This is a genomic window from Dyella sp. M7H15-1, assembly GCF_004114615.1.
Lineage (GTDB): Bacteria > Pseudomonadota > Gammaproteobacteria > Xanthomonadales > Rhodanobacteraceae > Dyella_B.
Map to the genome: position 1 here is coordinate 786,936 of NZ_CP035300.1, position 26,997 is coordinate 813,932.

General features: G+C 58.1%; 21 protein-coding genes and 1 pseudogene. 13 read left to right on the plus strand and 9 right to left on the minus strand.

From position 1 onward, the window contains the following. Nucleotides 1-192: 192 nt before the first annotated feature. Both istA and istB read left to right on the plus strand, forming a co-directional pair. A complete protein-coding gene (istA, locus tag EO087_RS03860) occupies nucleotides 193-1,761 on the plus strand; it encodes an IS21 family transposase (protein ID WP_128897722.1) in 1,569 nt (522 codons plus the stop codon). A gap of 13 nt (nucleotides 1,762-1,774) precedes the next feature. Beyond that, nucleotides 1,775-2,533 carry an IS21-like element helper ATPase IstB gene (gene istB / locus EO087_RS03865; RefSeq protein ID WP_128897459.1) on the plus strand — a complete coding sequence of 253 codons (759 nt, stop codon included), beginning with the start codon at nucleotides 1,775-1,777 and terminating at the stop codon, nucleotides 2,531-2,533. Between the two features lie 323 nt (nucleotides 2,534-2,856). On the opposite strand, the gene EO087_RS03870 is transcribed toward istB, so the two are convergent. Genes EO087_RS03870 through EO087_RS03880 form a run of 3 tightly spaced genes read right to left on the minus strand, consistent with a single transcriptional unit; the run spans nucleotide 2,857 to nucleotide 3,898 of the window. After that, nucleotides 2,857-3,423, minus strand: a complete 567-nt coding sequence (locus EO087_RS03870) for a recombinase family protein (RefSeq protein WP_128897723.1) — start codon at nucleotides 3,421-3,423, stop codon at nucleotides 2,857-2,859. Between the two features lie 5 nt (nucleotides 3,424-3,428). Further along, nucleotides 3,429-3,704 carry a type II toxin-antitoxin system RelE/ParE family toxin gene (locus EO087_RS03875; RefSeq protein WP_128897724.1) on the minus strand — a complete coding sequence of 92 codons (276 nt, stop codon included), beginning with the start codon at nucleotides 3,702-3,704 and terminating at the stop codon, nucleotides 3,429-3,431. Continuing rightward, a complete protein-coding gene (locus tag EO087_RS03880) occupies nucleotides 3,704-3,898 on the minus strand; it encodes an antitoxin (RefSeq protein ID WP_128897725.1) in 195 nt (64 codons plus the stop codon). The genes EO087_RS03875 and EO087_RS03880 overlap by 1 nt, the downstream gene beginning before the upstream one ends. Before the next feature lie 165 nt (nucleotides 3,899-4,063). Between EO087_RS03880 and EO087_RS03885 the strand changes: the two genes are divergently transcribed. From EO087_RS03885 to EO087_RS03895, 3 genes and pseudogenes are all read left to right on the plus strand, one after another. Beyond that, nucleotides 4,064-5,059 carry a DUF4158 domain-containing protein gene (locus tag EO087_RS03885; protein WP_128897726.1) on the plus strand — a complete coding sequence of 332 codons (996 nt, stop codon included), beginning with the start codon at nucleotides 4,064-4,066 and terminating at the stop codon, nucleotides 5,057-5,059. Then, nucleotides 5,016-5,447 carry an IS200/IS605 family transposase gene (tnpA, locus tag EO087_RS03890; RefSeq protein WP_128897727.1) on the plus strand — a complete coding sequence of 144 codons (432 nt, stop codon included), beginning with the start codon at nucleotides 5,016-5,018 and terminating at the stop codon, nucleotides 5,445-5,447. Before EO087_RS03885 ends, tnpA begins: the two co-directional genes overlap by 44 nt. 82 nt (nucleotides 5,448-5,529) lie before the next feature. Further along, nucleotides 5,530-5,715: pseudogene (locus EO087_RS03895) on the plus strand (hypothetical protein); the annotation flags it as partial. Nucleotides 5,716-5,828: 113 nt separating this feature from the next. On the opposite strand, the gene EO087_RS03900 reads toward EO087_RS03895, so the two are convergent. Then, the gene (locus EO087_RS03900) at nucleotides 5,829-6,218 is read right to left on the minus strand and encodes a cytochrome c (protein ID WP_128897728.1); all 390 of its coding nucleotides are present in this window, start codon (nucleotides 6,216-6,218) and stop codon (nucleotides 5,829-5,831) included. A 147-nt stretch (nucleotides 6,219-6,365) separates the two neighbouring features. On the opposite strand from EO087_RS03900, the gene EO087_RS03905 reads away from it, so the two are divergent. Together EO087_RS03905 and EO087_RS03910 are read left to right on the plus strand one after the other, a co-directional pair. Beyond that, nucleotides 6,366-7,151 (plus strand): tRNA threonylcarbamoyladenosine dehydratase, encoded by a 786-nt coding sequence (locus EO087_RS03905; protein WP_128897729.1) that lies wholly within the window; start codon nucleotides 6,366-6,368, stop codon nucleotides 7,149-7,151. 309 nt (nucleotides 7,152-7,460) lie between these two features. After that, entirely contained in the window at nucleotides 7,461-9,146 is a 1,686-nt protein-coding gene (locus tag EO087_RS03910; protein ID WP_128897730.1) for a BBE domain-containing protein, read from the plus strand. A 55-nt stretch (nucleotides 9,147-9,201) separates the two neighbouring features. On the opposite strand, the gene EO087_RS03915 is transcribed toward EO087_RS03910, so the two are convergent. Further along, nucleotides 9,202-10,530 carry an MFS transporter gene (locus tag EO087_RS03915; protein WP_128897731.1) on the minus strand — a complete coding sequence of 443 codons (1,329 nt, stop codon included), beginning with the start codon at nucleotides 10,528-10,530 and terminating at the stop codon, nucleotides 9,202-9,204. Between the two features lie 445 nt (nucleotides 10,531-10,975). On the opposite strand from EO087_RS03915, the gene EO087_RS03920 reads away from it, so the two are divergent. After that, nucleotides 10,976-12,187: a porin gene (locus tag EO087_RS03920; RefSeq protein ID WP_128897732.1), complete on the plus strand. Its 1,212-nt coding sequence runs from the start codon at nucleotides 10,976-10,978 to the stop codon at nucleotides 12,185-12,187. Nucleotides 12,188-12,230: 43 nt separating this feature from the next. On the opposite strand, the gene phbB is transcribed toward EO087_RS03920, so the two are convergent. Together phbB and gluQRS are read right to left on the minus strand one after the other, a co-directional pair. After that, nucleotides 12,231-12,971: an acetoacetyl-CoA reductase gene (phbB, locus tag EO087_RS03925; RefSeq protein WP_128897733.1), complete on the minus strand. Its 741-nt coding sequence runs from the start codon at nucleotides 12,969-12,971 to the stop codon at nucleotides 12,231-12,233. A 142-nt stretch (nucleotides 12,972-13,113) separates the two neighbouring features. Next, nucleotides 13,114-13,980 (minus strand): tRNA glutamyl-Q(34) synthetase GluQRS, encoded by an 867-nt coding sequence (gene gluQRS / locus EO087_RS03930; protein ID WP_128897734.1) that lies wholly within the window; start codon nucleotides 13,978-13,980, stop codon nucleotides 13,114-13,116. A 140-nt stretch (nucleotides 13,981-14,120) separates the two neighbouring features. On the opposite strand from gluQRS, the gene htpX reads away from it, so the two are divergent. Together htpX and htpG are read left to right on the plus strand one after the other, a co-directional pair. Continuing rightward, nucleotides 14,121-15,011, plus strand: a complete 891-nt coding sequence (gene htpX, locus EO087_RS03935) for a protease HtpX (RefSeq protein ID WP_128897735.1) — start codon at nucleotides 14,121-14,123, stop codon at nucleotides 15,009-15,011. An 83-nt stretch (nucleotides 15,012-15,094) separates the two neighbouring features. Beyond that, entirely contained in the window at nucleotides 15,095-16,960 is a 1,866-nt protein-coding gene (gene htpG / locus EO087_RS03940) for a molecular chaperone HtpG (protein ID WP_128897736.1), read from the plus strand. 1,012 nt (nucleotides 16,961-17,972) lie between these two features. On the opposite strand, the gene katG is transcribed toward htpG, so the two are convergent. After that, the gene (gene katG, locus EO087_RS03950) at nucleotides 17,973-20,150 is read right to left on the minus strand and encodes a catalase/peroxidase HPI (protein ID WP_128897737.1); all 2,178 of its coding nucleotides are present in this window, start codon (nucleotides 20,148-20,150) and stop codon (nucleotides 17,973-17,975) included. Between the two features lie 623 nt (nucleotides 20,151-20,773). After that, a complete protein-coding gene (gene mutS, locus EO087_RS03955; RefSeq protein WP_128897738.1) occupies nucleotides 20,774-23,347 on the minus strand; it encodes a DNA mismatch repair protein MutS in 2,574 nt (857 codons plus the stop codon). A 62-nt stretch (nucleotides 23,348-23,409) separates the two neighbouring features. Between mutS and EO087_RS03960 the strand changes: the two genes are divergently transcribed. From EO087_RS03960 to recA, 3 genes are all read left to right on the plus strand, one after another. After that, entirely contained in the window at nucleotides 23,410-25,224 is a 1,815-nt protein-coding gene (locus tag EO087_RS03960; RefSeq protein ID WP_128897739.1) for a DUF6311 domain-containing protein, read from the plus strand. Nucleotides 25,225-25,246: 22 nt separating this feature from the next. Next, nucleotides 25,247-25,756 carry a CinA family protein gene (locus tag EO087_RS03965; RefSeq protein WP_128897740.1) on the plus strand — a complete coding sequence of 170 codons (510 nt, stop codon included), beginning with the start codon at nucleotides 25,247-25,249 and terminating at the stop codon, nucleotides 25,754-25,756. Between the two features lie 125 nt (nucleotides 25,757-25,881). After that, nucleotides 25,882-26,916 carry a recombinase RecA gene (recA, locus tag EO087_RS03970; protein ID WP_128899796.1) on the plus strand — a complete coding sequence of 345 codons (1,035 nt, stop codon included), beginning with the start codon at nucleotides 25,882-25,884 and terminating at the stop codon, nucleotides 26,914-26,916. The last annotated feature ends 81 nt before the right edge of the window (nucleotides 26,917-26,997 follow it).

Below are 26,997 nucleotides of genomic sequence, written 5' to 3' on the forward strand. Positions count from 1 at the left end.
TTCGGCCCATCGTGACCGCCCATTTCGGTAAGGCGTGACCGGTCATTTCGGTAAGCCGTGACCGCCCGTTTCGGTTGATCGTGACCGATTTTCGACGGTCACCGAAATCAGCGGTCACGGCTTACCGAAACGCGCCCCTCGTTGTGCATAACTTCAACGCAACGGCATCCTCCACGGCTTTTTGGAGTGGCGATGCCGACCCCGCGAGTAGCTATGCGCAAGATCAAAGAATGTCTTCGACTGAAGCTGGAGTGCGACCTCTCGCACGAACGCATCGCCTTGGCCTTGGGTCTGTCCAAGGGCGTGGTCAGCAAGTACGTGAAACGTGCCACGGCCGCCGGACTGGACTGGCCCGGCCTGTCCGCCATGGACGACAACGCGATTGCCGCCCAGCTGTGTATGTCACCACCCGCCGTGCGTGGCGAGCGGGCACCCATCGATCTGCCATGGGTGCATCGGGAGTTGCGCCGCAAAGGCGTCACGCGACAATTGTTGTGGCAGGAATACTGCGACGCGAACGCTGGCCGTCTCACGTACCAATACACCCAGTTTTGCCAGCACCTCCACGACTACACGGCCTCGCTGCGCCGTTCGATGCGTCAGTTGCACGTTGCCGGTGAAAAGCTGTTTATCGACTACGCCGGCCCCACCCTTGGCGTCGTCAACCCCGACACCGGCGAGCTGCAGCGAGCGCACATCTTCGTGGCCGTGCTGGGTGCGTCCAGTTTCACCTATGCCTGCGCCACACCGGGCGAAACGCAGATCGACTGGCTGCGCGGCTTGACGCAGACGTTGGCATTTTTTGGTGGCGTGCCGGCGCTGGTGGTACCTGACAATCCGCGCGCGCTGATCACCCAGCCGGATCGCTACGAGCCCGTGCTCAACCGTGCTACGCAGGTGTGTGCAGAGCATTACGGCATGGCGATCCTGCCGGCCCGCCCACGACGCCCGCAGGACAAGGCCAAGGTCGAGGTCGGCGTGCAGGTGGTCGAGCGCTGGATCCTCGCGCGCTTGCGCCATCCGTGCTTTTTTACCTTCAGCGCTCTCAATCACGCCATCGCCGACCTGCTGACGGACTTGAATGCACGGCCGTTCAAGAAGCTCGACGGCTCGCGCCGTTCGTGGTTCGAGACGATCGACCGTCCCGCCCTGATGCCCTTGCCGGCGCAACCCTATGAGCCGGCGCGCTTCAAGCCGTGCAAGGTCAACATCGATTACCACATCGAGGTCGATGGCCATTACTACAGCGTGCCGCATAGCCTGGTACGCAAGACCGTCGAGGCGCGCATCACCGACACCACCGTCGAGATCCTGCATGCCGGCCAGCGCATCGCCAGCCACGTCCGCTCCCCGGCGCGCGGACGCCACACCACCGTCGCCGACCACATGCCGGCCGCACATCGTGCGCATCGGGAATGGTCACCCGGTCGCTTCCTGCACTGGGCCGACACGATCGGCGCGGCAACCCGTCAGTTGGTCGAGCACCTGCTGACCGAGCGCCCGCATCCGGAGATGGGCTATCGCAGTTGCCTGGGGCTGCTGGCGCTCGCGCGCCAGTACGGCGACGACCGCCTGGAAGCGGCCTGCGCACGCGCGTGGGCGATCGGTTCGCGCACGCGCAAATCCGTGCAGTCGATCCTGCACAACAAGCTCGATCAACACCCCTTGCCCAGCGCCATCGCCCAAACCGACTGGGTCACACCCGACCACGTCAACCTGCGTGGCCCCACCTATTACCGCGATCCACCCACCACTCACTGAAAAGGAGACCACCTTGTTGATCCATCCCACCCTTGAACACTTGCGTGCCCTCAAGCTCGACGGCATGGCACAGGCGCTGGAAGAACAGCGCCTGTTGCCGGCCTGTCACGATCTGCCGTTCGAAGATCGGCTCGGCATGCTGGTCGATCGCGAACGCCATTGGCGTGACGGTCGACGGCAGGAACGATTACTTCGTGTGGCCAAGCTCAAACACGCCCAGGCCTGCCTGGAAGATGTGCAGTACAGCGCCGACCGCGGTATCGACAAACGCCTGATCGCCACCTTGTCCGGCGGCGACTGGATCCGGCAGGGGCAAAGTGTGTTGCTGACCGGTCCGACCGGGGTTGGTAAAACGTGGCTGGCGTGTGCGCTTGGACAACATGCCTGCCGCCAAGGCTTCCCGGTGCTGTATCAGCGTGTGCCACGCCTCGCCGAGATGCTACGCATCGCCCACGCCGACGGCAGCTTCGGTCGCGTGCTTGCTCAGTTGGCGCGCATCGACGTGCTAATCCTTGACGATTGGGGCATGACACCGCTCGATCAGGCGGCGCGCCATGATCTGCTGGAGGTCATCGACGATCGCGGCAACGGCAAATCGACCCTCATCACCAGCCAGCTACCGATCGAACACTGGCACGCCTGGCTCAACGATCCCACCCTCGCCGATGCCATCCTCGACCGTCTCGTACACCGCTCTCATCGCATCGTGCTGAAGGGCGAATCGATGCGCCGAAAGTCCTCCGCCAAGCCAGCCGCCGATACCTCATCGTGACCGGTCCAGTTACACTCGAGTGCACCGCACAATAACTGGCGCAGATCGGTCACGATCAACCGAAATACGCGATCACGATCGCCGAAATCCGCAATCATGATCGTCACGGGTGCTTTTCTCCCCGTGTATGGCGCTGAGCGGACGGTGCCTCAGACCCCTAACAATTATTCCCCAGCCAGACGCAGACATGCAGGTATTGCGCGCCATCCTTTGGCAGCAAGATGATCGCATCGATCTGGCGAAGACCGAGATCATCTAATCGATCCCTCTGTGGACCAAGCGGCGGAGTTGGGGTTTGGGGCGCAGTGGAACGGTAGATACACTTAAGCTCGCGCCGAGCGATTTCGGGCCAGCAATCGCGACACGGTTGCGGGGTGCACATTGAACAGCCGAGCGGCATCCGCTGCTGTTTTCTGGCCGGTGCGCACCAAGTTCACAATTTCCTGTTCCTGAGGTGCCTTGAGTTTAGGGCGTCGCCCACCCACGCGGCCATCCTTTCGTGCCGCTTCCAGACCATGTTTCGTGCGTTCGCGCAACATGGCTCGCTCAAATTCAGCGAACGCACCGACCATCTGCATCATCATGCGTCCCGCTGGTGACGTGGTGTCGATCGCTTCGGTCAAACTCTGGAAGCCAGCACTGGCCTGCTGGATTTTGTCCATCAGCGTCAAGACGTCTTTCAAGGAACGCGATAGACGATCCAGCTTCCAGACCACGACCACATCACCTTTGCGCAGTTGACCCAGCAGTCGATGCAGCTCGGGCCGCTCCCAGCGACCGCCGGATGCCTTTTCCCGGAAGATGAGTTCACATCCAGCTGAGGTAAGCGCTGTGATCTGAGCCGTTGTGTCTTGATCCTGGGTCGAGACGCGGGCGTAACCGATACGCATGGTAGTCAGGGATATTCGCGTGATGCGTGCACTACGTTCACGATTTCAACGCAATCGGCAAGCACGCGATAGACCACGATGTAATTGGGGTGTGCGACGATTTCGCGCGTACCGGGCACTCGACCAGACCGGAACAAATACGGATGTTCGGATAACGGCAGTACCGAGGATTCGATCCGCTCATGGAGTTCGTCGGCAGCAGCAGGGTTGTACTGCGCAATGTAGGCGACCACACCATCAAGTTCATCCAGCGCCGACGCGCGCCACTGAACCGGCAGCATCAGGCGCGCTTCTGCTTTCGTTTAGCGGCATCGATGGTTGCACGAATACGAGCCATGGCTTCATCGTGCGGAACGCTCGGACGCGGATCGTCCAGGCTGGCCTGTACCTTGGCACGGAACCAGCGGTCGTAGCTGGCCGCCTGTTCTTCCGTGGCAAATTCGGAAACGATCGGGTCGAGCGGCTTGGTCTTCATCGCAGGCACCTTGAAAATAAGAGGCATCGGTTGCGGAAACCTGTTGCCTATGCGCGTTACAATGCAACAGCTTTATGCAATGCGCAAGCCCTTTGGTATCCGTCCGTCAGCCACCATTGCATAAACGTTCGTTTGCGCAACGGCCATCGACCTACCGTCCACGCCATGCCCGTCCAATTTCTCACCGTCGAACAACGTGCCGATTACGGCCGGTACGTAACCGAGCCCAGGCCGATGGATCTGGCTCGGTATTTCCATCTGGACGATACCGACCGTCAATTTATCGCTGGCAAGCGTGGTGATCACAACCGGTTGGGATTTGCTGCGCAGCTGACCACGGTATGTTTCCTTGGTCGCTTCCTCGACGACACGACTCAGATTCCAGCTAATGTACTGAACGCGTTGGCTAGACAGCTCGAACTCGACGATCCGGTCCGCTGTATAGCGAACTATCATGATCAGCGCCAGCGACTACGGCACATCGAGGAAATTCGCGCCCATTACGGTTACGTCGAGATTACCGAGCGCCAGGTCGGATATCGCCTGACCCGTTGGCTCTATGTGCTGTGCTGGACCGGCACCGACCGGCCGAGTGTGTTGTTTGATCGGGCAACCAGCTGGCTGATAACGCACAAGGTATTGCTGCCAGGCGCTAGCACCCTCGAACGGTATGTTGCTCGCTTGCGCAGTCGAGTGGAAGAACGATTGTGGCAACTGCTCGGCCGTGGTGTCAGCCCTGATCAGCAGGCCAGACTGGAAAGCCTGTTGGTGGTTCCAACGGGTAGTCGCCGTTCGGAACTGGACCGCCTTCGCACTGGACCGGTCATGATCAGCAGCCCATCGTTGGTCCACGCTTTGCGGCGACTCCATTCGGTGCGCGAGCTGGGAGTTCGGTTGCCAACGACAGCGCGTATTCCAGCGACCCGGGTCGCTGCCCTTGCGCGATTTGCGGGTGCCGCCAAAGTCAGTGCGATCTTGCGCTTACCTCAAGCGCGCCGCGTGGCCACCCTAACTCAGAATGAGGTAAGCCCCCGGCTTTGCCGGGGGACTCACCAAGGTTTGACCTATACGGCGGTCGTAGTGAACCTGAAATCTCGACCAAGAGACGAGGTTCACGATGAAAGAGTATCAAAGCTTGAGTCATGCCCGTTGGGACTGTAAGTACCACGTGGTGTTCATTCCCAAGCGGAGAAAGAAGCAGGTGTTTGGAGAGTTACGCAAGCACTTGGGCGAGGTCTTCCACGAGTTGGCTTCGCACAAGGAATCGCAGATTGTGGAAGGCCACCTGATGAGCGACCACATTCACATGTGCATCAGCATTCCGCCGAAGTATGCAGTGTCGAACGTGGTGGGTTACCTCAAGGGTAAGAGTGCCATCACCATTGCGCGCAAGTTCGGAGGACGGAATCGAAACTTCACTGGGGAGTCGTTTTGGGCACGAGGCTATTTCGTCTCGACGGTGGGCTTGGACGAAGCGATGGTGAGGGCATACATCCGAAACCAAGAGCAAGAGGATGAACGTTACGACCAGATGAAGCTGGGCGTGTAGCCCGCCGCCTTCAGGCGGCTCACGCTGTTATCGCCCCTTTGAGGGGCTCACCCAATAAAGCCCCCGGCTTTGCCGGGGGATACTTACTGCCTTCGCGTATTGTCTGGAAGCGACCGCACAGGACGATGCGCTGGAAGTGTTGGAAGCGCTCCTGCGTGATCTGTACAACGGCGCCATCAAGGCCGATAAAAAAGCGCGCTTGCGAACGTTGAAGGATTTGGACCAGGCTGCCGAGACCTTGGCACGCGCCTGCCAAATGCTGCTGGATATCAAATTGAATGCGACCATTCGCGTCCTGCTGGACGAGGTCAACGATCGTGTTTTCCAGCCGATCCAACTAAGTGCGGTCGAAGGCCGCATGGAGCTCGTGTTGCGCGGCTCTCAGCGGTATTGCTTGTGGCATTCCTCGCAGGTTTGATCCACCGGCTTCAGCGCAGCGGTCAGGGCAGGACAATCCGCCGGTGCTGACTGCGCTGCGTTTTGCAAGGCAGTGCGCAAATGACTCGCAAAATCTTGGAACTGCTGTGGCGCGTTGGGGAAACTGGCGGGAATGTCGCTGGCGATCATCTGCATATGCTGCAGTTGCCCCAGGTTGGCCGTCGCATCGCAATGCTGCCCTTTGACGGCCTGCTGCAATTGATGGCGATGGAACCCCATGGTCACCATCAGGGCCTGCGGCATGGGGTTACGCTCGTCGAGTGCACGCACGGTGAAGACGGTGCTGATAATGCCGATGGCCAATCCAAGTACGATCAGGAGCGCTGCACGCATGGCGGAGCCTTCCAGAGGGGCGATAAAACTTAGAGCATAGCGCAGTCCGCATGGCAGTCGTGAGGCGCCGCTAAACTACCCCCACTTCCTTGAGCTAGGTGCGGGCGTGGATCTTTGTATTTTCAAGAATGTGGTGAGTGCCCGAGCATGAGCGATGCGACTTATCCCAAAGAGCGTTTCGATGGCGTCGAGCGGTTGTATGGCGCGGGCAGTGTGGCCCATCTGGCGCAAGTGCATGTGTGTGTGATTGGTATCGGCGGTGTCGGTTCATGGGCGGCGGAGGCACTGGCCCGCACTGGTATGGGTCGCCTTACCCTGATCGATGCGGATGAAGTTTGCGTCTCCAACACCAATCGTCAGTTGCATGCGCTGGACGGCGAGTATGGCAAGCCAAAGGTCGGCGTTATCGCGGCGCGTGCGCACGCCATCAATCCAGCCATTCGCCTTGAGGCGATCGAGCGCTTCCTTACACCGGCCACGCTGGATGAATTACTGGACCGGGGCTATGACGTAGTGCTTGATGCTTGCGATGCGTTCCGCGTGAAGCTGGAAGCCATCGCCTGGTGCCGTCGCCGCAAGTTGCCGATGGTGACCGTGGGTTCGGCGGGCGGCCGCACTGATCCCACGCAGATTCGCGTGCGTGATCTTTCGCGCACCGAGCACGATGCCATGTTCAGCCTGATCCGAAAAAAGCTCCGCCAGGATTTCGGTTTTCCACGAAATCCGGATCGTTATTTCGGTGTGTCAGCGGTGTATTCGTTGCAGAATGTGCAATATCCCCAGCCGGATGGCTCCGTGTGCGGCAGCCGTCCACCGGGTGGCGATGCCCTGAATCTTGCCTGCGGCGGCGGCCTGGGGGCCGCCACGCATGTGACTGGCGCGTTCGCCTTTGCCGCGGTCGGCAAGGTGCTTGAGAAATTGCTGGAGCGCTAAGATTGTCTGGCAAGCTCAGTCGATCAAAAGTCCTTGACTTACTCTTCGCATCATCTTTCCTACGATTGCCAATGTATGATGTTTATCGTGTCGCGCGACTCATGGTGATATGAAAGCCCGATGGCACGAGTGTGTGTCGGCAAGTTGAGTACTGTGAGTTCTGCCAGCGTCTGGAAAGCAAGTGTCAAAGTGAGGTTTCGATAAGCCAGCGGCGTGCGGGCAGGATTATTTATGTGCGTTGTAAAGGTGATCCGAAACGAAACGACTTCCGGATAAAGACTAAGCTTCATCGTCCAAGGAGAGAAATAGATGGCTTACGTAAAGATAGGTAATACGGATCCTCGCCACACGACGTTGCAGAAAGGCTTCAATCTGCGCTGGCCTATTGGCAACGTCGAGGGTGAGTCTTCTCCCAATGGCGCGAGTTTCATTTATATATGCCGCACGGAGACTGACATTGTCGAAGCCGCTGCGGATGCCCTGAGCACGCCGGTTGGACGCATAAACGTGCGCAGCGGTGGTCATTGTTACGAGGGTTTTGTCTCCAATCGCATGCCAGGTAATTTCGGTGAAGTGTTGTCTATCCTGGATATCGGCCTGATGACCGGCATGGACTACAACGAAAACGGAGTTCAGTCTCCTATTTTTGGAAATTTACCACTGAGATATAAATTTCGAGTTGCCGCTGGCAACCAGAATTGGGATGGCTACGCAGCGCTCTATAAAGAAACCGGCAAGACCATTCCTGGCGGATCTTGCTATTCAGTCGGCGCGGGCGGGCACATTTGCGGTGGAGGATATGGTTTTCTATCCCGGATGCATGGACTGACATGCGACTGGCTAGCCGGTGTGGATATGTTGGTGCCCGATAGCCAAGGCGCTGGATTGCGGCCGATTCATGTCTCGCGTGAAAGCCTCGTCCAGCGCGAGCGAGACCTGTTTGCTGCTTGTTGCGGTGCAGGTGGTGGACAGTTCGGTATTATCACCAGCTATTACTTCAAGGATTTGCCTGAAGCCCCGCGAGAAATTCTCTGGTTGCCGCTGGAATTTCATTTGCCGAGCAAAACGACGCTGGCGAGCTTGCTGCGGGCTTACTATCAATGGTTCCATGCCCATCAGTCCACGCCGGAGACTTGGGGGCTAGCTACCAAGCTCGAATTGCGGCATTTCAATTCAGGTCCTCATACTTTGGGCATCCATTATGTGGACCGGAATGGTGGGGTGAGCGACCGGACGTATTTCAATGATTTCGTCAGCACCATGTTGCAACATATTCCCGAGGCACGGGTTTCGCTAACGCCCCCGGAGGTTTATCACATTCCATCAGGCCAGGCGCTCTCGGGTCGTCGTGTCGCCAACGTTGACGAAGCATTGGATGCCACTCGAAGAATGGATTGGCTTCCCTTTACGCAATTGGTCAATGGCTCCGGTCCGAACCAGCGTGGTCGTTACAAATCGGCCTATCAGAAAGGTAATTTCACCGATACGGTCATTGATGGTATATGGGGTGCGCTTAACAGTAGCGACCCCGACAATTATCAGACACAAAGTCTCCTGCAAATCCAGTCCTATGGTGGCCAGATCAATGAAGCGAGCGATGAAACGCGAAGGGAGAGTTCAGTCGCGCAAAGGTCTTCGCTACTCAAATGGCAGCCGCAAACCTATTGGACCGAGCCGGATAAATTGACGGATGACGAACATGCCAAATGGATTCGCGGTTTGTACGTGAGTGCGTTTGCCGATTCCGATGGCATTCCCGTCGACGACAACTTTGAAGGGTGTTACCTGAATTATCCCGATCTTGATATGACTTATAGCGGCGGGCTTCCTGAAAACGGCAAAAATCCGGATTGGCGTTACATCTATTTCCCTGATGCTCACATCGAGGCCAGACTACGGAATACAAAAGCCCACTGGGATCCTCGGGATCTTTTCAGGAACGAAATGTCCGTTCCACTGAATGCTCCGGTGCGGGCAAATTTGGCTAACGCGTGATGGCTCCATGTCGTATAACAAGCCGTGCGTCATGGCGCACGGCTTGTTATACCTCTCAAGCATCCATGCGCTCGACTTTTCCAACCAGTAGTACATACGACAAGGTGCCCAGTACGGCCATTGTTGCGATGTAGGTGATAGCGCGCGAAAAGTCCGCGCCATTTACCAGGAAACCAATCATCAAGGGCGTGACCACGGCGGCAAGATTGCCAATCAGGTTGAATACGCCACCCGTCAGTCCAATCAGTCGTGCGGGAGCAAGCCCAGACACAAGCGACCAGGTGATCGACGCGAAGCCATTGCCAAAGAATGCAATGGACATGAATACGATGACCCATTCGGTCGATGGCGCATAATTGGCGCCGATGATGGACGCCGAGATGAGCAGCCCCGAGATGATCGGCAGCTTGCGTGCGGTACCTTGCGAAACGCCTTTGCGGACCAGCCAGTCCGACAGCAGGCCCGAACTCACCACCCCCACGAATGCGGCCAGGAACGGCAGTGACGCAAGAAAGCCAGATTTGATGAAGTCCATGCCACGATATTTCACCAGGTAGGTCGGGAACCAGGTGAGAAAGAACCAGAGTGTCGAATTGACGGCAAACTGGCCGATATAAATGCCCCACAGCTTACGCCGGCTCAGCACGAATGCAAGGTCGCGCCAGGTTGATGGCGACTTTTTCGTGGCTGCGTTCTGCGTAGTGTCGAGATCGACCAAACCACCGCCGCCGCGAATCACTTCGATCTCCGCCACATTAATACCACGGAAAGCCCGAGGTTCGCGATAGATGGCGTACCAAAGCACGCCCCAGACGATGCCCGCAAGGCCGGTGGCGACGAATACCATGTGCCAGCCTATGGTCGTCAACAGCCACGCGAGCACGGGCGTGAGAAATGCAAGCCCAACAAATTGCCCCGAGGTGTAGAAACCAATCGCCGTGGCGCGTTCGCGTGTTGGGAACCATGCCGTCACGACACGATTGTTGATGGGATATGCCGGCGCCTCAAGCGCGCCCACGGCCAGGCGAAGGACGAACAATGCGACGAACGATCCAGCAAACCCCAGCAGCACGGTGGCAGTGGACCATAGAATAAGTGCCACCGCATAGAGCACTCGCGGCGAAACCCGGTCGACCAGCCAGCCCCCCGGAATCTGCATCAGCGCGTAGGTCCAGCCGAATGCAGAAAATACCAGTCCTGCGTGCACGGGATCAATGTCGAGTTCGCGGAACAATTCAGGTGCGGCGATCGAAAGATTGCTGCGATCGAGATAGTTGATGACCACCGTTATGAACAGCAGTGCCATGATGGCGAACCGCTTGCGGGTTGGTGTCATGGGGCGGGTCGCCGAAGCGTTGTGTACCGGCGATGTATCGTTGTACATGATGAGGGTCCTTGTCACGATGGACTGTTCTTGGGGGTGGATTTTTTTCTATATCCCGACGTTACAGTGACGTCAATGTTGGGATGACGGCATCCATTGCGCCCTTGCGCCATATTTGCTGCGCGTGCGTCTTGCCAATGCGACATGGCATGTGTTCGGGACTGGCACACTGAATTCGAAGGTTTCCGGTTTATACAAAGGCGCCTAGGTGGCCGAGCCGCTGCTATCTCTGGTCCAGTTCTCAGGCCGAAACAAACCTTTTTGTGGCAGGGCAGCATTGCGTCACGCTCCTTCCTACATCTCTTTGTGGGTAAGTCTGACTGCAATCCGTGATGGATACGGCAACGATGCTGCTTTGACTTTTCGTTGATCGTGACATTTCGATGAAAAATACGCGCCCACGTATAAGCAACATGCCTGGACATATTGAGTAGAGGACACAAAGATGAAAAGGGACTATTTCACCTGCCGCATCAAACCTGCCTGCATCGGCATCGCACTTTCGTTCGTTGTTGTTACGTCAAAGGCGTCGGCGGAAGTGGCATTTCATCCCTCCGAAAAAACGTCCATCGCGCTTTATGGCGTGCTTGATGTGGCGAAAGCCTATGCAAACAATCAACGAGGCCGTTCGAACATCTATATCAGCCAGGGCAGTCTGACGGCCAATAGAGTCGGTGTGCGTGGAAGTGCGGAGCTAGGTGCCGACACGCAAGCCTTGTTCCGGCTGGAGAGCGGTTTCGATGCGATTACCGGGAAATTCGGTACGCCCGGTTATTTGTTCAATCGCCAGGCATTTGTCGGAGTAAGCAACAAGTCATACGGCACGTTGAGTGCGGGCCGTCAATACACACCGTACTTCCAATACACCGGCGCGCTTGGCCTGGCCCCTGCATTGACGGCCGCCACGGGCGCTCACCCTGGTGATGTCGACGCGATGGATGCGACGTTGCGCTTGAACAATTCGCTGACCTACACGCTACCAAAACTCGGTGGTTGGCAAGCAGGCGTACAGTACGGCATGGATGGATCGACAGGGCGTTTTTCGCGCGGCACCACCTTGAGCGCCGCCGTGCGCTACGACTATCAAGCTTTCTCCTGGTCGACGGGATATATCGGACTTAACCATATCCAGGAGAGCAGGGCGATTGCCACTTACGCCAACAACGCGCCCATCAATAAGGGGTACAACTCGGCGGACAACTCGCGAATACTCGCCACGGCAGCGCGTTACACGGACGGCAAGGGAATGGTTGGCCTTAGTTATTCGAATGTCCAATACCGGCCGGCTGCGGCGACGTCGCTTTTCAGGGAAACGGCCGTGTTCAACACGGTCGGTCTTATCTCCACTTATGCGATAACACCATCATTCACCCTGGCAGGTGGATACAGCTATACCGCGGAAGTGGCACGCAATGGTGTGCGTACTCCGGCGCTTTACCATCAGTTTTCAACCGGACAACTCTATACGTTGTCAAAGTACGTGGCGTTCTACGCCGTGCAGGGGTACCAGCATGCAGGGGGCAAGACGCTTGGCATGATGAGTGGCGTGACTGCCATCGTTGATGCGGTGGCTTCGGTAGGGGACTCCCAAAACGGCACACCGTCTTCCACTAGGCATCAGTTCGTGGCCATGCTCGGTGTGCGCTTCACCTTCTGAGGGATGGGAGGCGTTGCGCCTCCCATCCTTTTGGGTGGAGTTGTTACCAGCCCATGTAGTGACCACCGTTGATTGACAGGTTCGCGCCGGTGATCCAACTCGCTTCATCGGTGGTGAAGAAGGTGACCGCGTGGGCGATTTCTTCCGGCTTGCCCAGCCGCCCCACCGGAATCTGCGCCACGATCTTTTCGCGCACTTCTTCCGGCACGGCCATGACCATGTCGGTAGCCACGTAACCGGGCGAGACCGTGTTCACCGTGATGCCGAAGCGCGCGTTTTCCTGCGCCAGCGAGATGGTGAAGCCGTGCATGCCGGCCTTGGCGGCGGCGTAGTTGGCCTGGCCGTACTGGCCCTTCTGACCGTTAATGGAGCTGATCTGCACGATGCGGCCCCACTTGCGGGTGCGCATGTCCTCGATCACCGGACGGGTGACGTTGAAGCAGGCGTTGAGGTTGGTGTTCATCACATCCACCCACTGCTGGTAGGTCATTTTGTGGAAGGTGGCGTCGCGGGTGATGCCGGCGTTGTTGACCAGGATCTCGATCGGACCGCATTGGTGGTGAATGGCGTTAATCATGTCTTCGCATGATGTCGGATCGGCCACGTCGCCGGCCACCAGACAAACTTCGATGCCCTCGTCCTTCATAGTCTTGCGCCAGACCTCAGCCTTTGCTTCGTCGCGGTAGTTGGTGGCCACGCGATGTCCCTGCTTGACCAGATGGCGCACGATTGCAGTGCCGATACCGCCGGTGCCGCCAGTAACCAATGCCGTACGCTGTGTCATGAACCGATCTCCTTGATTGTCTGCATGGGAAGTTGCCGCACCCTATGTGGGACAACTTGGGGTTATACGCAGACATCATGAAAGAATATCGGTTCTCGGTATCACGAACATGCTTCGACTGCGTGCCGATCTTTATACCGGGTTACGTCACGCGATGATCGCTGCATTGCGGCAAATTTTGCGGGTCGAAATGTGCAAGTGTCGCATCGAGCAGACTGGGCGCATCGCGGGCCTTTTCATCCGGTGCCAGGCCAAGAAAGGACAGAGCATGTCGCAGGGCGGGGAGGGGGTGGGTGGGATCAACCTCAAGCGAGTATTCGGACTTCGATAACTTGCGGCCTTCACTGTCCAGTACTAGCGGCAAATGCAGGTAACGCGGTGTCGACAACCCCAGGCAATGCTGCAACCAGATCTGACGTGGCGTGGAGTCGAGCAAATCGCTGCCGCGGACCACGTCGGTGATGCCTTGCCATGCATCGTCCACTACGCAGGCCAATTGGTAGGAATAGAAACCCTCCACCCGGCGGACCACAAAATCGCCGACCGCATCACGCAAGCGCTGGCTTTGCGGGCCTTGCAGGGCATCGATGAAATGAATGTCTTCGTCCGGCACACGAATGCGCCAGGCCGGAGCACGTCTAGGATCGGCTGGCGCAATGCAGTGCCCGTCGCGGTGCAATCCGCCGCCTGCCGCCAGATCGCTGCGGCTGCACCAACAAGGAAACACCCGATCATCACGACACAATTGCTCGAATGCCGCATCGTAGGCGGCGATACGGGATGATTGATAGATGACAGGCCCGTCGGCGACCAGCCCGAACGCGGGCAAGGCGGCGAGAATGGCGTTGGCGGAACCGGCCAGCTCGCGGGGCGGATCGATATCTTCCATCCGCACCAGCCATGGACCGCCTGCATGCCGGGCACACAGCCAACTTCCCACAGCGGCAACCAGGGAGCCGGCATGCAGAAGACCAGTGGGCGAGGGGGCAAAGCGTCCGCGGTAACTCATCTGTTTATTTTACGGAAGCTGACCATGCTGCCTACGACATGCCAGCTAAATACGCTTATGCCTTGAAAAGGTGGTTTTTGCCCGAACCTCTGGGTCCGGATTACTATGGTTCCGTTTGGTGTGACCGATCAAGGAGAGTTATGCGACGCATCGCACTTTTTCTGCTTACCAATATTGCCGTCCTGTTCCTGCTGAGCATCGTCTGCCGTCTGTTCGGCGTCGATCAATGGGCGGCCATGCATGGCTACGGCGGCATGGGAGGGCTGTTGATCTATGCCGCCGTGTTCGGCATGGGCGGTGCCTTTATCTCGCTGGCCATGTCCAAGTGGATGGCCAAGATGTCCACCCGTGCCCGGGTGATCGAGCAGCCGCAGAACGAAGCCGAGCGCTGGCTAATGGACACGGTACGCCGTCACGCGCAGAACGCTGGCATCGGTATGCCGGAGGTGGCGATCTACGATGCGCCAGAAATGAACGCCTTCGCCACGGGCATGACCAAAAACAGCTCGCTGGTGGCCGTGAGCACCGGCCTGTTGCAGCAGATGGATCGCGAGCAAGTGTCGGCAGTGCTTGGCCATGAAATCGGCCACGTTGCCAATGGCGACATGGTGACCCTCACCCTGATCCAGGGCGTGGTCAATACGCTGGTGATCCTGGCAGCGCGCATCGTGGGCCGTCTGGTGGATAGCTGGCTTTCCGGTGGACGCGATAACCGCGAGGGCGGTGGTATGGGCTACTTCGTTTGCGTGATGGTGCTGCAACTCGTGTTCGGCCTATTTGCCTCGATGATCGTGATGGCCTTCTCGCGCTGGCGCGAATTCCGCGCCGATGCGGCCGGCGCCAAACTGGCGGGGCGTGGTGCGATGATCTCCGCCTTGCAGCGCCTGCAGCTTAATCACGGTGAAAGCACCTTGCCCAAGACGATGGCGGCTTTCGGTATCTCCGGTCCGCTGGCGCAGGGGTTGAAACGCCTGTTCATGAGCCATCCGCCGCTGGAAGAGCGCATCGCCGCATTGCAAAAGCAGGTGTGATGCCATTGGTTTTTCCCTCTCCCCTTTGGGGAGAGGAACTTAAGTCTTCTCCACTCCATTGACCTGACCTTTTCAATCAGACCATGACTATCGCCGAAACCTGCAAATTCGAAGCCGAAGTCGCCCAGGTGCTGCACCTGGTGACGCACTCCCTGTATTCGCACAAGGAAATCTTCCTGCGTGAGCTGATTTCCAATGCCTCCGATGCCTGCGACAAATTGCGTTTTGAATCCATCGCTAAACCTGAGCTGCTTGCTGGCGATGCCGAACTGCATATCGACGTGAGCTGGGATCCGGCCGCACGCACCATTACCGTGCGTGACAACGGGGTAGGCATGAGTCGCGAGGAAGTCGTAGCCAATATCGGCACCATTGCCAGCTCCGGCACGCGCCGTTTCCTTGAGGCAATGAGCACGGAGCAGAAGAGCGATGCACGCCTGATCGGCCAGTTCGGCGTGGGCTTCTATTCGGCCTTCGTGGTAGCGGACAGAGTGACAGTGCTGAGTCGGCGCGCCGGTGCTCTCGCCAGCGACGGCGTGAAGTGGGAAAGCGACGGCAAGGGCGAGTATTCGCTGGAACCGGTTGATCTGCCTGAGCGTGGTACGGCTGTCGTATTGCATCTGAAGGCCGACGAGGACGAATTCCTCAAGCGCTGGCAATTGCGTTCACTGATTACGCGTTATTCGGATCATGTCGCTTTTCCGATCCGCATGCCGATGGAGAAGGATGACAAGCCCACCGACGAGTGGGAAATCGTCAACGCTGCCTCGGCGTTGTGGACCAAGCCCAAAAGCGAGATCAGCAACGAGGATTACCAGAGTTTCTACAAGTCGCTCGGCCACGATTTCAACGATGCGCTGGCCTGGACGCATAACCGCGTGGAAGGCAGCCAGAGCTTTACCACGTTGCTTTACCTTCCATCGCAGCCGCCGTTCGAGCTGATGATGGGAGGACGCGATGAGCGCAAGGGGCTGAAGCTTTACATCAAGCGCGTCTTCATCATGGATGCGGCCGAAGAACTGTTGCCTAACTACCTGCGCTTCGTGCGCGGCGTAGTAGATGCGGACGACCTGCCGCTGAACGTGAGCCGCGAAATCCTGCAACAGAACCGCCAGCTCGAGCGCATCAAGGCCGCTTGCGTGAAGCGCGTGCTCGACTTGATCGAAAAACTGGCCAAGGACGAGCCCGAAAAGTTCGAAACCTTCTACAAGGCATTCGGCAATACGCTCAAGGAAGGCATTGCCGAAGACCACGCCAACCGCGAGCGCATCGCCAAGTTGCTGTGCTTTGCGTCGACCAAGGGCGAGGGCAGTGCACAGAAGGTGTCGCTGGATGATTACATCGGCCGCATGGCGGTCGGCCAGGACGAGATCTGGTATATCACTGCCGACAGCTACGCCGCGGCTGTCGGCAGCCCGCAACTGGAAGCCTTCAAGGCCAAGGGCATTGAAGTGCTGCTGATGTCCGACCGTATCGATGAATGGATGATCGGCAGCCTTACCGAGTACGCCGGCAAGAAACTGCGCAACGTCGCCAAAGGCGAACTGCCGCTGGATGAAGAAGGCAAGAAGCAGCAGGAAGAAGTCAGCAAGGCCGCCGAGCCACTGCTCAAAAAGCTCAAGGATTTGCTCGGCGATCGCGTAGGTGATGTGCGGGTTTCCGCACGCCTTACCGATTCGCCCTCGTGCCTAGCTTTGTCCGATTACGAGATGGCCCCGCATCTTGCACGCCTGCTGCGCGAAGCTGGCCACGACATGCCATCGAGCAAGCCGACGCTGGAAATCAATCCGCAGCACGCGTTACTCAAACGTGTCGAAGCGGAAAGCGATGAAGCCAGGGCAAGAGATCTTGCCAGCCTGTTGCTTGAACAGGCCGAGATCGCGGCCGGTGCGCAGTTGGCTGACCCGGCGGCCTTTGTGCAGCGGTTGAATCGTGTACTGGTGGGCTGACGCGTACCGCGACACCATAGTTTTTGAACGCCGACAAAGGCAGCCGCTAACCTGTGGCCGCCTTTGTTTTGAAAGGATGTCCTGAGCGCACTGCTACGCTTGCTTGCCTGGCCTTGCACGTTATGTGTATGCCACGCCGGTTCATTAGCCTGATAATGCCACCCATGAAACAGGCGACACACGATGCATTGATCGAAGTTCGCGCAGATGTCTGGCTTTGCCGGTTTGAATCGTCCACCGACGCGGCCCAATAAGTAGGAGCGTCGGGAATTGCGACGGCTAAAGCAACACTGAACAAGTCTTGCTGCACCCTCATCATTTGCCGAGTATTACGACTCGCTGCAAGGGTGAGCCGGATCATCCACCGCTCCCCGACTGGCGTCACATTCACCACGAACATCCCCTTGACGATGGTGACGGCAAACTGCAAATGGATTCGATCACTGACGATGGAATGCGGCGTAGTCGAAAAGCTCAGAAAATCCAGACCTTCTATAGATGGAAGCCCCGTCGGCTGATGCTTCCAGAAAGCACAGCGCGACGTTGCGTGACTTGGCTTGTACTAGTGCATGTTGAATCAGGGCACTGGCGTATCCTCTGCCCTGAAACTCGGACTGTGTACCGATATCGAATGCCGTCTTTGAGGACAGAGTCGATATAAGCGCTCGGCTGTTTCACGATCAACAGATTGAGGCTCGCTGCCTCGACGCCAGTAAGGTAAGCGGACGCGCAATCATTGAAATGGTGATATCTCTGGCTGATCGAGGTGAAGAAATAATCTTCCACCCGATGATAGAGAGACGTCAGCGAGGCATCGTTTCGTTTGGACATGGTCAAAGATCGGGACAGGAAAGGGTATGCCAGCGATCCAACGCATCAGGAGTGGCAGTGCATTTGTCACTTCTGGAGGAATGCTTAGTTCGTCTCCGTTTTGCCTTGTCATTTTGGTCACCGTAGCGCCACAGACTGTGCTGCGGCGCTTAAGGCATTTCTTCAGGTTTGCAAGTAGACGTTACGCCAGATCAAACCGATCAAGGTCCATCACCTTGGTCCAAGCGGCAACGAAATCATGCACGAACCTTTCTTTTGCATCCGCACTGCCGTAGACCTCGGCCAAGGCTCGAAGCTGCGAGTTTGAGCCAAAGATGAGGTCCACGCGGGTGCCGGTCCACTTGAGGTCGCTCGTCTTGCGATCGTGTCCTTCGAACACATCTCGCGAACTGGCGGTGGGCTTCCACTCCGTACCCATGTCCAGCAGGTTGACGAAGAAGTCATTGGTCAACACGCCGGGTCGCTTGGTGAACACACCATGCTTGGATTGCTTGTGGTTGACGTTCAGGACACGCAGTCCACCCACCAGCACGGTCATCTCGGGCGCGCTGAGCGTGAGCAATTGTGCCTTGTCGACCAGCAGGTGCTCGGCAGGTACGGCGAATTCACCCTTGAGGTAATTGCGGAAGCCATCGGCTAGCGGCTCCAGCACGCCGATCGATTCCACATTGGTCTGTTCCGCGGTGGCATCGTTGCGGCCCGGACTAAACGGCACCGTCACGTTGACGCCAGCATCCTTTGCCGCTTTCTCGATGCCAGCGTTGCCGGCCAGCACGATCAGGTCGGCCAGCGATATCTTCTTGCCGCCGGTGGCTGCAGTGTTGAACTCAGCCTGGATACCTTCGAACGTCTTCAGCACCTTGGCTAAATGAGTCGGCTCGTTGGCGTCCCAATCCTTCTGCGGAGCCAGTCGAATGCGTGCGCCATTGGCGCCACCGCGCTTGTCCGAGCCGCGGAACGTGGAAGCCGATGCCCACGCCGTGCTGACCAGTTCGGACACGCTGAGTCCCGAGGCGAGCACCTTGGCCTTGAGTGCGGCCACGTCCGCATCGTCGATCAGCTTGTCATGGACGGCAGGAATCGGATCTTGCCAGATCAGTTCTTCCTTCGGCACTTCCGGGCCAAGGTAGCGTGCGCGCGGTCCCATGTCGCGATGCGTGAGCTTGAACCATGCGCGGGCAAAGGCTTCGGCGAACGCTTGCGGATTCTCCAGGAAACGGCGCGAGATCTTCTCGTAAGCGGGGTCGAAACGCAGCGAGAGGTCGGTGGTCAGCATCATCGGCAGGCGCTTCTTCGACTTGTCGTGCGCATCCGGGATGATGGCCTGGGCACCCTTGGCGACCCATTGATGGGCGCCGCCTGGCGACTTGGTCAGTTCCCAGTCGTACTTGAACAGATTTTCGAGGAAGTTGTTGCTCCATTGAGCAGGTGTGGTGGTCCAGGTCACTTCTAGGCCACTGCCCACCGCATCGCCGGCCACGCCGCTGCCGAAGTTGCTCTTCCAGCCCATGCCTTGCTGTTCGATCGGGGCGGCTTCGGGCTCCGGACCTTTGTGAGATTCTGGTGCGGCGCCATGGGTCTTGCCGAAGCTGTGGCCGCCTGCGATCAGCGCGACGGTCTCCTCATCGTTCATCGCCATACGGCCGAAGGTAGTGCGGATTTCATGGGCGGCAGCAAGCGGGTCCGGCTTGCCGCCGGGGCCTTCCGGATTGACGTAGATCAGCCCCAGTTCGTTGGCGCCAAACGGCTGGGGCAGTTCATTGGTTTGGGGATCACGGCGATCACCCAGCCATTTTTTCTGGATATCGCCCCAGTTGACGTCCTCGTCCGGTTCCCAGGTGTCTTCGCGGCCACCAGCGAAACCGAAGGTACGAAAACCCATCGTTTCCAGTGCGACGTTGCCGGCGAGGATCAGCAGGTCCGCCCAAGAAATCTTCTGACCATACTTTTGCTTGATGGGCCATAGCAGACGGCGCGATTTGTCGATATTGACGTTGTCCGGCCAACTATTGAGCGGCGCGAAGCGTTGCTGGCCGCGACCACCACCACCACGGCCATCGGCGATGCGGTAGGTGCCGGCAGCATGCCAGGACATGCGGATGAATTGCGGGCCATAGTGGCCGAAATCGGCCGGCCACCAGTCTTGCGAATCGGTCATCAGGCCGCGCAGGTCTTTCTTCAGTGCTTGATAGTCCAGCTTTTTGAACTCTTCGGCGTAGTTGAACTGCTTGCCGAGAGGATTGGACTTGGCAGAGTGTTGATGCAGGAGGTCCAAACGCAATGGGTTGGGCCACCAGTCCTGATTAGTCGCGCCGCCACCGGCGACGTGGGTGAACGGGCATTTTGCTACGATTGACATGTGTTCTCCACCTTTGGTCATTAGCGTCCAGCTACGTGGTCCAGTCTGAAGTCCAAGTATCGATAGATAGAATGGCTCTTACTTCATGACATTCAGTGATGCATTCGCTTGTTGATGAGCAGATAGTCGTGTGTCAGCAGTACGCTGGCAACAACGCTAACGCTTTTGTAGTGAGCTGGCGTGTTGCAGGTGATCATGCGGATACTGCGGTCGCTGCTCACGATGATTCCTTCCTTGCAATGGAGTCAGTGGCTGGCGTCGGCTAGCTACCCGAGCCAATCTACGCAGATGCAGCCGTCACGGGAATTCGATTTTTCCAATGCTTGCCATAGCCACAAGCTATCACCAAATGAATGATCAAAAGATGCTGGTGATGCTGCTGTGCAGCGAATTTGCGCAAAGTGAAATGAATCGAGTTCGATGCGTGCGTTCGCGTGTCATGCCACGACAATGATTAGCCGAAGCTAGTGTTTCAGTTTTGTGTTTGTCGCGTAAAGCTTCGATGAAGTCAGTCGTTACGAAGCATTGCCATCCTGAGATGCGGGTTATCTCAGGATGGCAAAGAAGGGCGGGCGTAGGGTTGCTCAGACTTATGTTGCGGTCGTTCCTTGGCGTCTTGCTCTTCAGGAAAGCGCCTTCAACCGATAAAGCGCCTCAAGTGCTTCCCGCGGTGTCATCGCATCCAGATCCATGCTTTCCAGCACTCGCTCGACCACGGACGGCATTGCCGCAAACAATCCAAGCTGCGGCGATGCAGGTGCCGTTGCAGCCGGTGCCGCAACATGTGCATGCATGCCACGCTCCAATTTCGCCAGGGTGCGTCGAGCGTCGGCGATCACCCCTTTGGGCAAGCCAGCCAGCGCGGCGACCTGCAGGCCGAAGCTGCGGTTGGCCGGGCCTTCCTTCACCGCATGCATAAACACCAACTGCTCGCCGTATTCGACCGCGTCGAGGTGCACATTGGCGATGGTCCCATATTCGGAAGCTAGTTCCGTCAGCTCGAAATAATGCGTGGCGAACAGCGTATAAGCACAGCTGGACGCAGCAAGATGAACGGCTGCGGCGCGAGCGAGTGCGAGGCCGTCATAGGTGCTGGTGCCGCGCCCGACTTCATCCATCAGCACCAGACTTTGTGGCGTGGCGTTGTGAAGAATATTGGCGGTCTCGCTCATTTCCACCATGAAAGTGGACTGGCCGCGCGAAAGATCGTCGCCCGCGCCGATACGCGTGAAGATGCGGTCGGTCGGTCCGATGGTCGCAGACTTGGCTGGTACGTAACTGCCGATATGTGCCAGCAGCACGATCAGTGCGTTCTGTCGCATATAAGTCGATTTACCGCCCATGTTCGGGCCGGTAATCACTAGCATGCGACGGTTGTCGTCCAGCATCAGGTCATTGGGCTCAAACGGCTCTTCGCGAACCTTTTCCACCACCGGATGGCGCCCGCGTTCGATTGCGATGCCAGCTACGTCGGTGAGTTCGGGCGCACTCCAGTCCAGCGCTTCGGCGCGTTCGGCAAGCGCGCACAGCACATCGAGTTCAGCCATGGCGGCTGCGGCGTGCTTGAGTGGTTCGAGCTGTTCGGTGAGCGTGTCCAGCAGTGCTTCGTACAGAGCACGTTCGCGCATCAGCGAGCGTTCCTTGGCCGACAGCACCTTGTCCTCGAAGGTCTTCAATTCTTCGGTGATGTAACGCTCGGCGTTTTTGGTGGTTTGGCGACGTGTGTAGTGCGTGGGTGCCTTGTCCGCGTGGCCCTTGCTGATCTCGATGTAATAGCCGTGTACGCGGTTGTAGCCGACTTTCAGCGTGGGGATGCCGCTGGCAGCTTTCTCGCGCTCTTCGAGTTCGATCAGGTATTGATCGGCGTGGGTGGACAGGCGGCGCAGTTCATCCAGCTCGGCATCGTAACCATTGGCAATGATGCCGCCGTCGCGCAACAACACGGGCGGTTGTTCGATGATGGCTCGCTTGAGCAGCTCGGCCGTCACGCCATGATCGCCGATGCCATCGATCAGCGCATGCAGTAGCGGGCTGTCGAGCGCGGCAACTGAATCGCGCAAAGCCGGAGCCGCGGCAAGACCATCGCGCAAGGTAGACAGGTCACGCGGACGTGCCGAACGCAATGCTACGCGAGCTAGGATGCGTTCCAGGTCGCCAATGCCGCGCAACTGATCGCGCAGGCTCTCGTAACGATGCGTTTCGATCAAGGCGCCGATCGCCTGGTGGCGTCGACGCAAGATCTCGCGCGAGCGCAGCGGGCGATTCAGCCACCGCCGCATCAAGCGTGCGCCCATGGGTGTCACCGTTTCATCCAGCACGCCGAGCAGTGTGTATTCGGTGCGTCCGCTGGGGTGCGTATCCAGCTCCAGGTTGCGGCGAGTGGCGGCGTCCAGCGCGATCGTTTCGCTGGCGCTTTCCACCGACATGCCGGAAAGGTGTGGCAACGTACTCTTTTGCGTTTCTCCCACGTAACCAAGCAGACAACCGGCGGCGGCAATCGCCAGTGGCATGTTGTCCACGCCGAAGCCACCGAGGTCGCGCGTGCCGAAGAAGCGGTTGAGTTCGCGCCGAGCCGCATCGCTATCGAAGTGCCACGGTGGACGCTTGCGCAAGCTGGGCAGGGAACTCACTAGTTTCGGCCATGCCACATCTTCGTCCACCAGTGTTTCGGCCGGCTGCAAGCGCGCCAGCTCAGCAGCAAGCGCTTCGGCATTGGACACTTCGCTCAGCAGGAAACGGCCGCTGGCAAGATCGACCCAGGCCAATCCGTAGCTACCATGCGCACCGGCGGCAATCGCCAGCAAAAGGTTGTCGCGCCGTTCTTCCAACAAAGCGGCATCGGTGACCGTGCCCGGCGTGACGATGCGCACCACTTTGCGGTCCACCGGTCCCTTGGCCAGCGCCGGATCGCCAATCTGTTCGCAGATCGCTACCGACTCCCCCAGCCGCACCAGCTTGGCCAGGTAATTTTCAACTGCGTGATACGGCACGCCCGCCATCGGAATGGGCTGCCCCGCCGACTGTCCTCGCTGCGTCAGCGTTATGTCCATCAAGCGCGCCGCCTTGCGAGCGTCGTCATAGAACAGTTCGTAGAAATCCCCCATGCGGAAAAATAGCAGCACATCGGGATGTGCGGCCTTGGTCGCGAGGTATTGGCGCATCAAGGGGGTATGCAGGTTCAGATCTTCTTGATTCATGCGATAGCGTAGAGGATGGGCGGATGCAACAATGGCTAGCTGGGAAAACGTGAAAGTTTCGCATGGATGCGCTGCTTTGCCTATTTGGACGCAAACGCTGCTTCATGGGCGTTAAATTCCGTACCATTGGGTATCGGATGTTCGGTCCGGGGGAACCTTTGACGATGACAAACAACATGCCTCCCAAGGGTGTCCAGGTGATGGCTGTGGTTTTGATTGGCGTGCTTGTGTTTGCCGCCATGGGCGGCGCCCACGTTGTTTCACCGACGCATATCGGCTGGCTGATGACGGGCGGTGACACGCCGGCACACTATTTGGGGTGGAGCTATTTTCGACATACGTCGTGGTGGCAATGGCCATTGGGCGCCAATCCCGAGTATGGCAGCGATGCGCCTGGCACTATCGTCATGTCGGATTCCATTCCCGTCGCGGCTTTTTTCTTCAAGCTCTGGCGTGGCTGGCTTTCCCTCGACTTTCAGTACTTCGGCATCTGGGTGCTGTTTTGCTTCGTGATGCAGGCGTGGTTCGGTTACCGCCTGATGGAACGTCTGTCCGAGGATGTTTGGCTGAGGTTGTTCGGGTGCTTTTTTTTCACCACTGCAGCGATTTTTTTGGTACGCATTTACATGCACCCTGCGCTGTCGGCGCAATGGATATTGTTGGCGGCGATCTATCTGGGCCTGGATAAACACCTGCGCACTACAGCGTGGTGGGCTTTGCTGCTTTTTGCCGCGCTGGTTCATGCCTATCTGCTGGTTATGACCTCAGCATTGTGGCTTGCGTGCCTCTTTCATCATGTGCGCATTCGCTCCATGCGGCTGCCGGCGATGCTGGGCTATGTGCTCGCAGTGATGTTCAGCATCGTACTGGCGATGTGGTCTGCGGGTTATTTTGTTCATGAGGCGGTGGTTCCACTGAACGTCCGCTCGTACACTAATTTAGCGTTTCCCATATGGTCGGGTTTTTGCGTGGGGGATCCATGGTCCCACATCATCCCATGCAGCAAGTTCGAATCGCTGGGAATAGCTCTGCAGTTGGGGGACGGATTCGGCTATTTTGGCTTGGGTTATCTGGTGCTTTCGGTCATTGCACTGGTTTTTCTTGCACTGGGCAAGCGGATGTCGCCAGGATGGTCCGGCGCAGTGCGGCCAATGTTGTTGGTGTCGCTCATGTTACTGATCTATGCGATGGGCGATCGCGTCTACGTCGGGCCGCACTTGCTTTTTGCTTTCCATTGGCCTGATCCATTGGATTACGCGGCACATGTGTTCCGCGGGGCCGGTCGCATGATCTGGCCTCTGTGGTATTTGTGCTTATTTATGGTGATGGCCGCGGTGATTTCGGGTTTCGATACCCAATACGCCCGAGTTGTTCTCTTGGTTGCGTTCATTTTGCAATGTGCGGATCTATCGACGGTGGCCATGAAGTTGCAGCGCGAACTCAAGCAGCGAACTGTTGGCATTCCCCGGCTCGGCTCGCCGCAATGGATATTGCTGGACAAGCAATATCGCCATTTTGTCTTCATCAAACCCCGCACGTTGCCCAATATCCTGGTGGGATGGAGTCAGGACTACCGAATGCTTACCTTGCAGGCGGCACGCGATGGCCTGAGTGTGAACATCGGTTATCTCTCTCGAATGAATGAGACAGTGCTGGATGCCGCACTGGCCAAGCGTACAGCGCTGCTTCTTGGAGGTGGTGCCGAACCCTCAACCTACTATGTCATTGATGACAGTGACTTGTGGCAGAAAATCCTGTGTGCTCCCGATCATGGGCAATGGCACGGCATGCTGAACAACATGCCATTGCTGGTGCCGGATCCATCGCCTGATCTCAAGCTTCCACCGGCTTCTGTCGGTCAGGCTTGCAGCGGATAATTCAAAGCGAGCACATTTCACCATGTACGTCACCCCAAACACGGCCGATGATGACCTGCGAGAGCTGGCGCAACGCGTCGTCGAAGCGGTGCAGCATCATCAGTACACCCTGGTTACCGCCGAATCGTGTACCGGCGGCTGGATCGCCAAGATACTGACCGATCTGTCTGGCAGCTCTGCCTGGTTCGACGGGGGTGTGGTCAGTTACAGCAATGCGGCCAAAACATCGTTGCTGGGTGTTCGGCGGGAGACGCTGGAGCGCTATGGCGCAGTGAGCGAGGAAACCGTGCTGGAGATGGTGGCCGGTGTCATGGATCGTTTCGGGGCCAGCGTGGCGGTGGCGGTCACGGGCATTGCCGGACCCACTGGCGGTACGCCACAGAAACCTGTCGGCACCGTGTGGATCGGTTGGAAACGCCGCGACAGCGAGGCGCGTGCCAGGTTGTTTCATTTCGCGGGTGATCGTGAGGCGGTGCGGCGACAAACCGTGGCCGAAGCGCTCATCGGTGTTCGCGAGATGCTGACAAATTGAGTAGAAATTGACCAACTGTTCGGCTTGACCGATGTGGGATACTTGGACTCCGCATCGATCCCAACCCGTGAGACGGGAACGGAGGACGATGCATGCCTCGACCACTTACGACCGGAATCAAGACGATGGATGACAACAAGCGCAAGGCGCTGGCTTCCGCCCTCGGCCAGATTGAGAAGCAATTCGGCAAAGGCGCTGTCATGCGCCTGGGCGACCGCACCGACGACAACATCGAAACCATTTCCACCGGTTCGTTGGGCTTGGATATCGCACTGGGCGTCGGTGGCCTGCCGCGCGGCCGTGTGATCGAGATCTACGGCCCGGAATCCTCCGGTAAAACCACGCTCACCCTGCAGGTGATCGCCAACTGCCAGAAGAATGGTGGTACCGCGGCCTTCGTCGACGCCGAGCATGCGCTCGATCCGACCTATGCGCAGAAGCTGGGCGTGAATGTGGACGACCTGTTGGTGTCGCAGCCCGACACGGGCGAGCAGGCGCTGGAAATCGCTGACATGCTGGTGCGCTCCGGCGCCGTGGATATCGTGGTGGTCGACTCGGTCGCTGCGCTCACGCCCAAGGCCGAAATCGAAGGCGAAATGGGCGATTCCCATGTCGGCCTGCATGCCCGCCTGATGAGCCAGGCATTGCGCAAGCTCACCGCCAATATCAAGAAATCGAATTGCCTAGTGATCTTCATCAATCAGATCCGCATGAAGATCGGCGTGATGTTCGGCAGCCCGGAAACCACGACGGGCGGTAACGCGTTGAAGTTCTACGCCTCCGTGCGCCTGGATATCCGTCGCATTGGTGCAGTGAAGAAGGGCGAGGAAATCATCGGTTCGGAGACCCGCGTGAAAGTGGTGAAGAACAAGGTGGCGCCGCCATTCCGCCAGGCCGAGTTCGAAATCCTCTATGGCGAAGGTTCCTCGCGCGAAGGCGAAATCATCGAACTGGGTGTGAAGGAAAACCTGATCGACAAGTCAGGCGCCTGGTACAGCTACAAGGGCGAGCGCATCGGGCAGGGCAAGGAAAACGTGCGCCAGTTCCTCCGCGACAACGCCGCCATCACCGACGAGATCGATCGCGAGTTGCGCGCACGCTTGCTGGTGAACAGCAGCGGTGCCATGGCTTCTTCCGACGAAGCCCTGGAAGAAGCCTGAGCATGAGCGAAAAACGCCTGCATAGTGTAGAAGGGGAGCAGACGGGGCAGATTTACAAGGTTTTTTGATCTGCCCAAGACG

Excerpts from the sequence above, each read along its gene's own strand:
- istA (WP_128897722.1), top strand. The coding sequence starts at position 193 with ATGCCGACCCCGCGAGTAGCTATGCGCAAGATCAAAGAATGTCTTCGA.
- EO087_RS03870 (WP_128897723.1), bottom strand. The coding sequence starts at position 3,423 with ATGCGTATCGGTTACGCCCGCGTCTCGACCCAGGATCAAGACACAACG.
- EO087_RS03875 (WP_128897724.1), bottom strand. The coding sequence starts at position 3,704 with ATGCTGCCGGTTCAGTGGCGCGCGTCGGCGCTGGATGAACTTGATGGT.
- EO087_RS03880 (WP_128897725.1), bottom strand. The coding sequence starts at position 3,898 with ATGAAGACCAAGCCGCTCGACCCGATCGTTTCCGAATTTGCCACGGAA.
- EO087_RS03885 (WP_128897726.1), top strand. The coding sequence starts at position 4,064 with ATGCCCGTCCAATTTCTCACCGTCGAACAACGTGCCGATTACGGCCGG.
- tnpA (WP_128897727.1), top strand. The coding sequence starts at position 5,016 with ATGAAAGAGTATCAAAGCTTGAGTCATGCCCGTTGGGACTGTAAGTAC.
- EO087_RS03900 (WP_128897728.1), bottom strand. The coding sequence starts at position 6,218 with ATGCGTGCAGCGCTCCTGATCGTACTTGGATTGGCCATCGGCATTATC.
- EO087_RS03905 (WP_128897729.1), top strand. The coding sequence starts at position 6,366 with ATGAGCGATGCGACTTATCCCAAAGAGCGTTTCGATGGCGTCGAGCGG.
- EO087_RS03910 (WP_128897730.1), top strand. The coding sequence starts at position 7,461 with ATGGCTTACGTAAAGATAGGTAATACGGATCCTCGCCACACGACGTTG.
- EO087_RS03915 (WP_128897731.1), bottom strand. The coding sequence starts at position 10,530 with ATGTACAACGATACATCGCCGGTACACAACGCTTCGGCGACCCGCCCC.
- EO087_RS03920 (WP_128897732.1), top strand. The coding sequence starts at position 10,976 with ATGAAAAGGGACTATTTCACCTGCCGCATCAAACCTGCCTGCATCGGC.
- phbB (WP_128897733.1), bottom strand. The coding sequence starts at position 12,971 with ATGACACAGCGTACGGCATTGGTTACTGGCGGCACCGGCGGTATCGGC.
- gluQRS (WP_128897734.1), bottom strand. The coding sequence starts at position 13,980 with ATGAGTTACCGCGGACGCTTTGCCCCCTCGCCCACTGGTCTTCTGCAT.
- htpX (WP_128897735.1), top strand. The coding sequence starts at position 14,121 with ATGCGACGCATCGCACTTTTTCTGCTTACCAATATTGCCGTCCTGTTC.
- htpG (WP_128897736.1), top strand. The coding sequence starts at position 15,095 with ATGACTATCGCCGAAACCTGCAAATTCGAAGCCGAAGTCGCCCAGGTG.
- katG (WP_128897737.1), bottom strand. The coding sequence starts at position 20,150 with ATGTCAATCGTAGCAAAATGCCCGTTCACCCACGTCGCCGGTGGCGGC.
- mutS (WP_128897738.1), bottom strand. The coding sequence starts at position 23,347 with ATGAATCAAGAAGATCTGAACCTGCATACCCCCTTGATGCGCCAATAC.
- EO087_RS03960 (WP_128897739.1), top strand. The coding sequence starts at position 23,410 with ATGGATGCGCTGCTTTGCCTATTTGGACGCAAACGCTGCTTCATGGGC.
- EO087_RS03965 (WP_128897740.1), top strand. The coding sequence starts at position 25,247 with ATGTACGTCACCCCAAACACGGCCGATGATGACCTGCGAGAGCTGGCG.
- recA (WP_128899796.1), top strand. The coding sequence starts at position 25,882 with ATGGATGACAACAAGCGCAAGGCGCTGGCTTCCGCCCTCGGCCAGATT.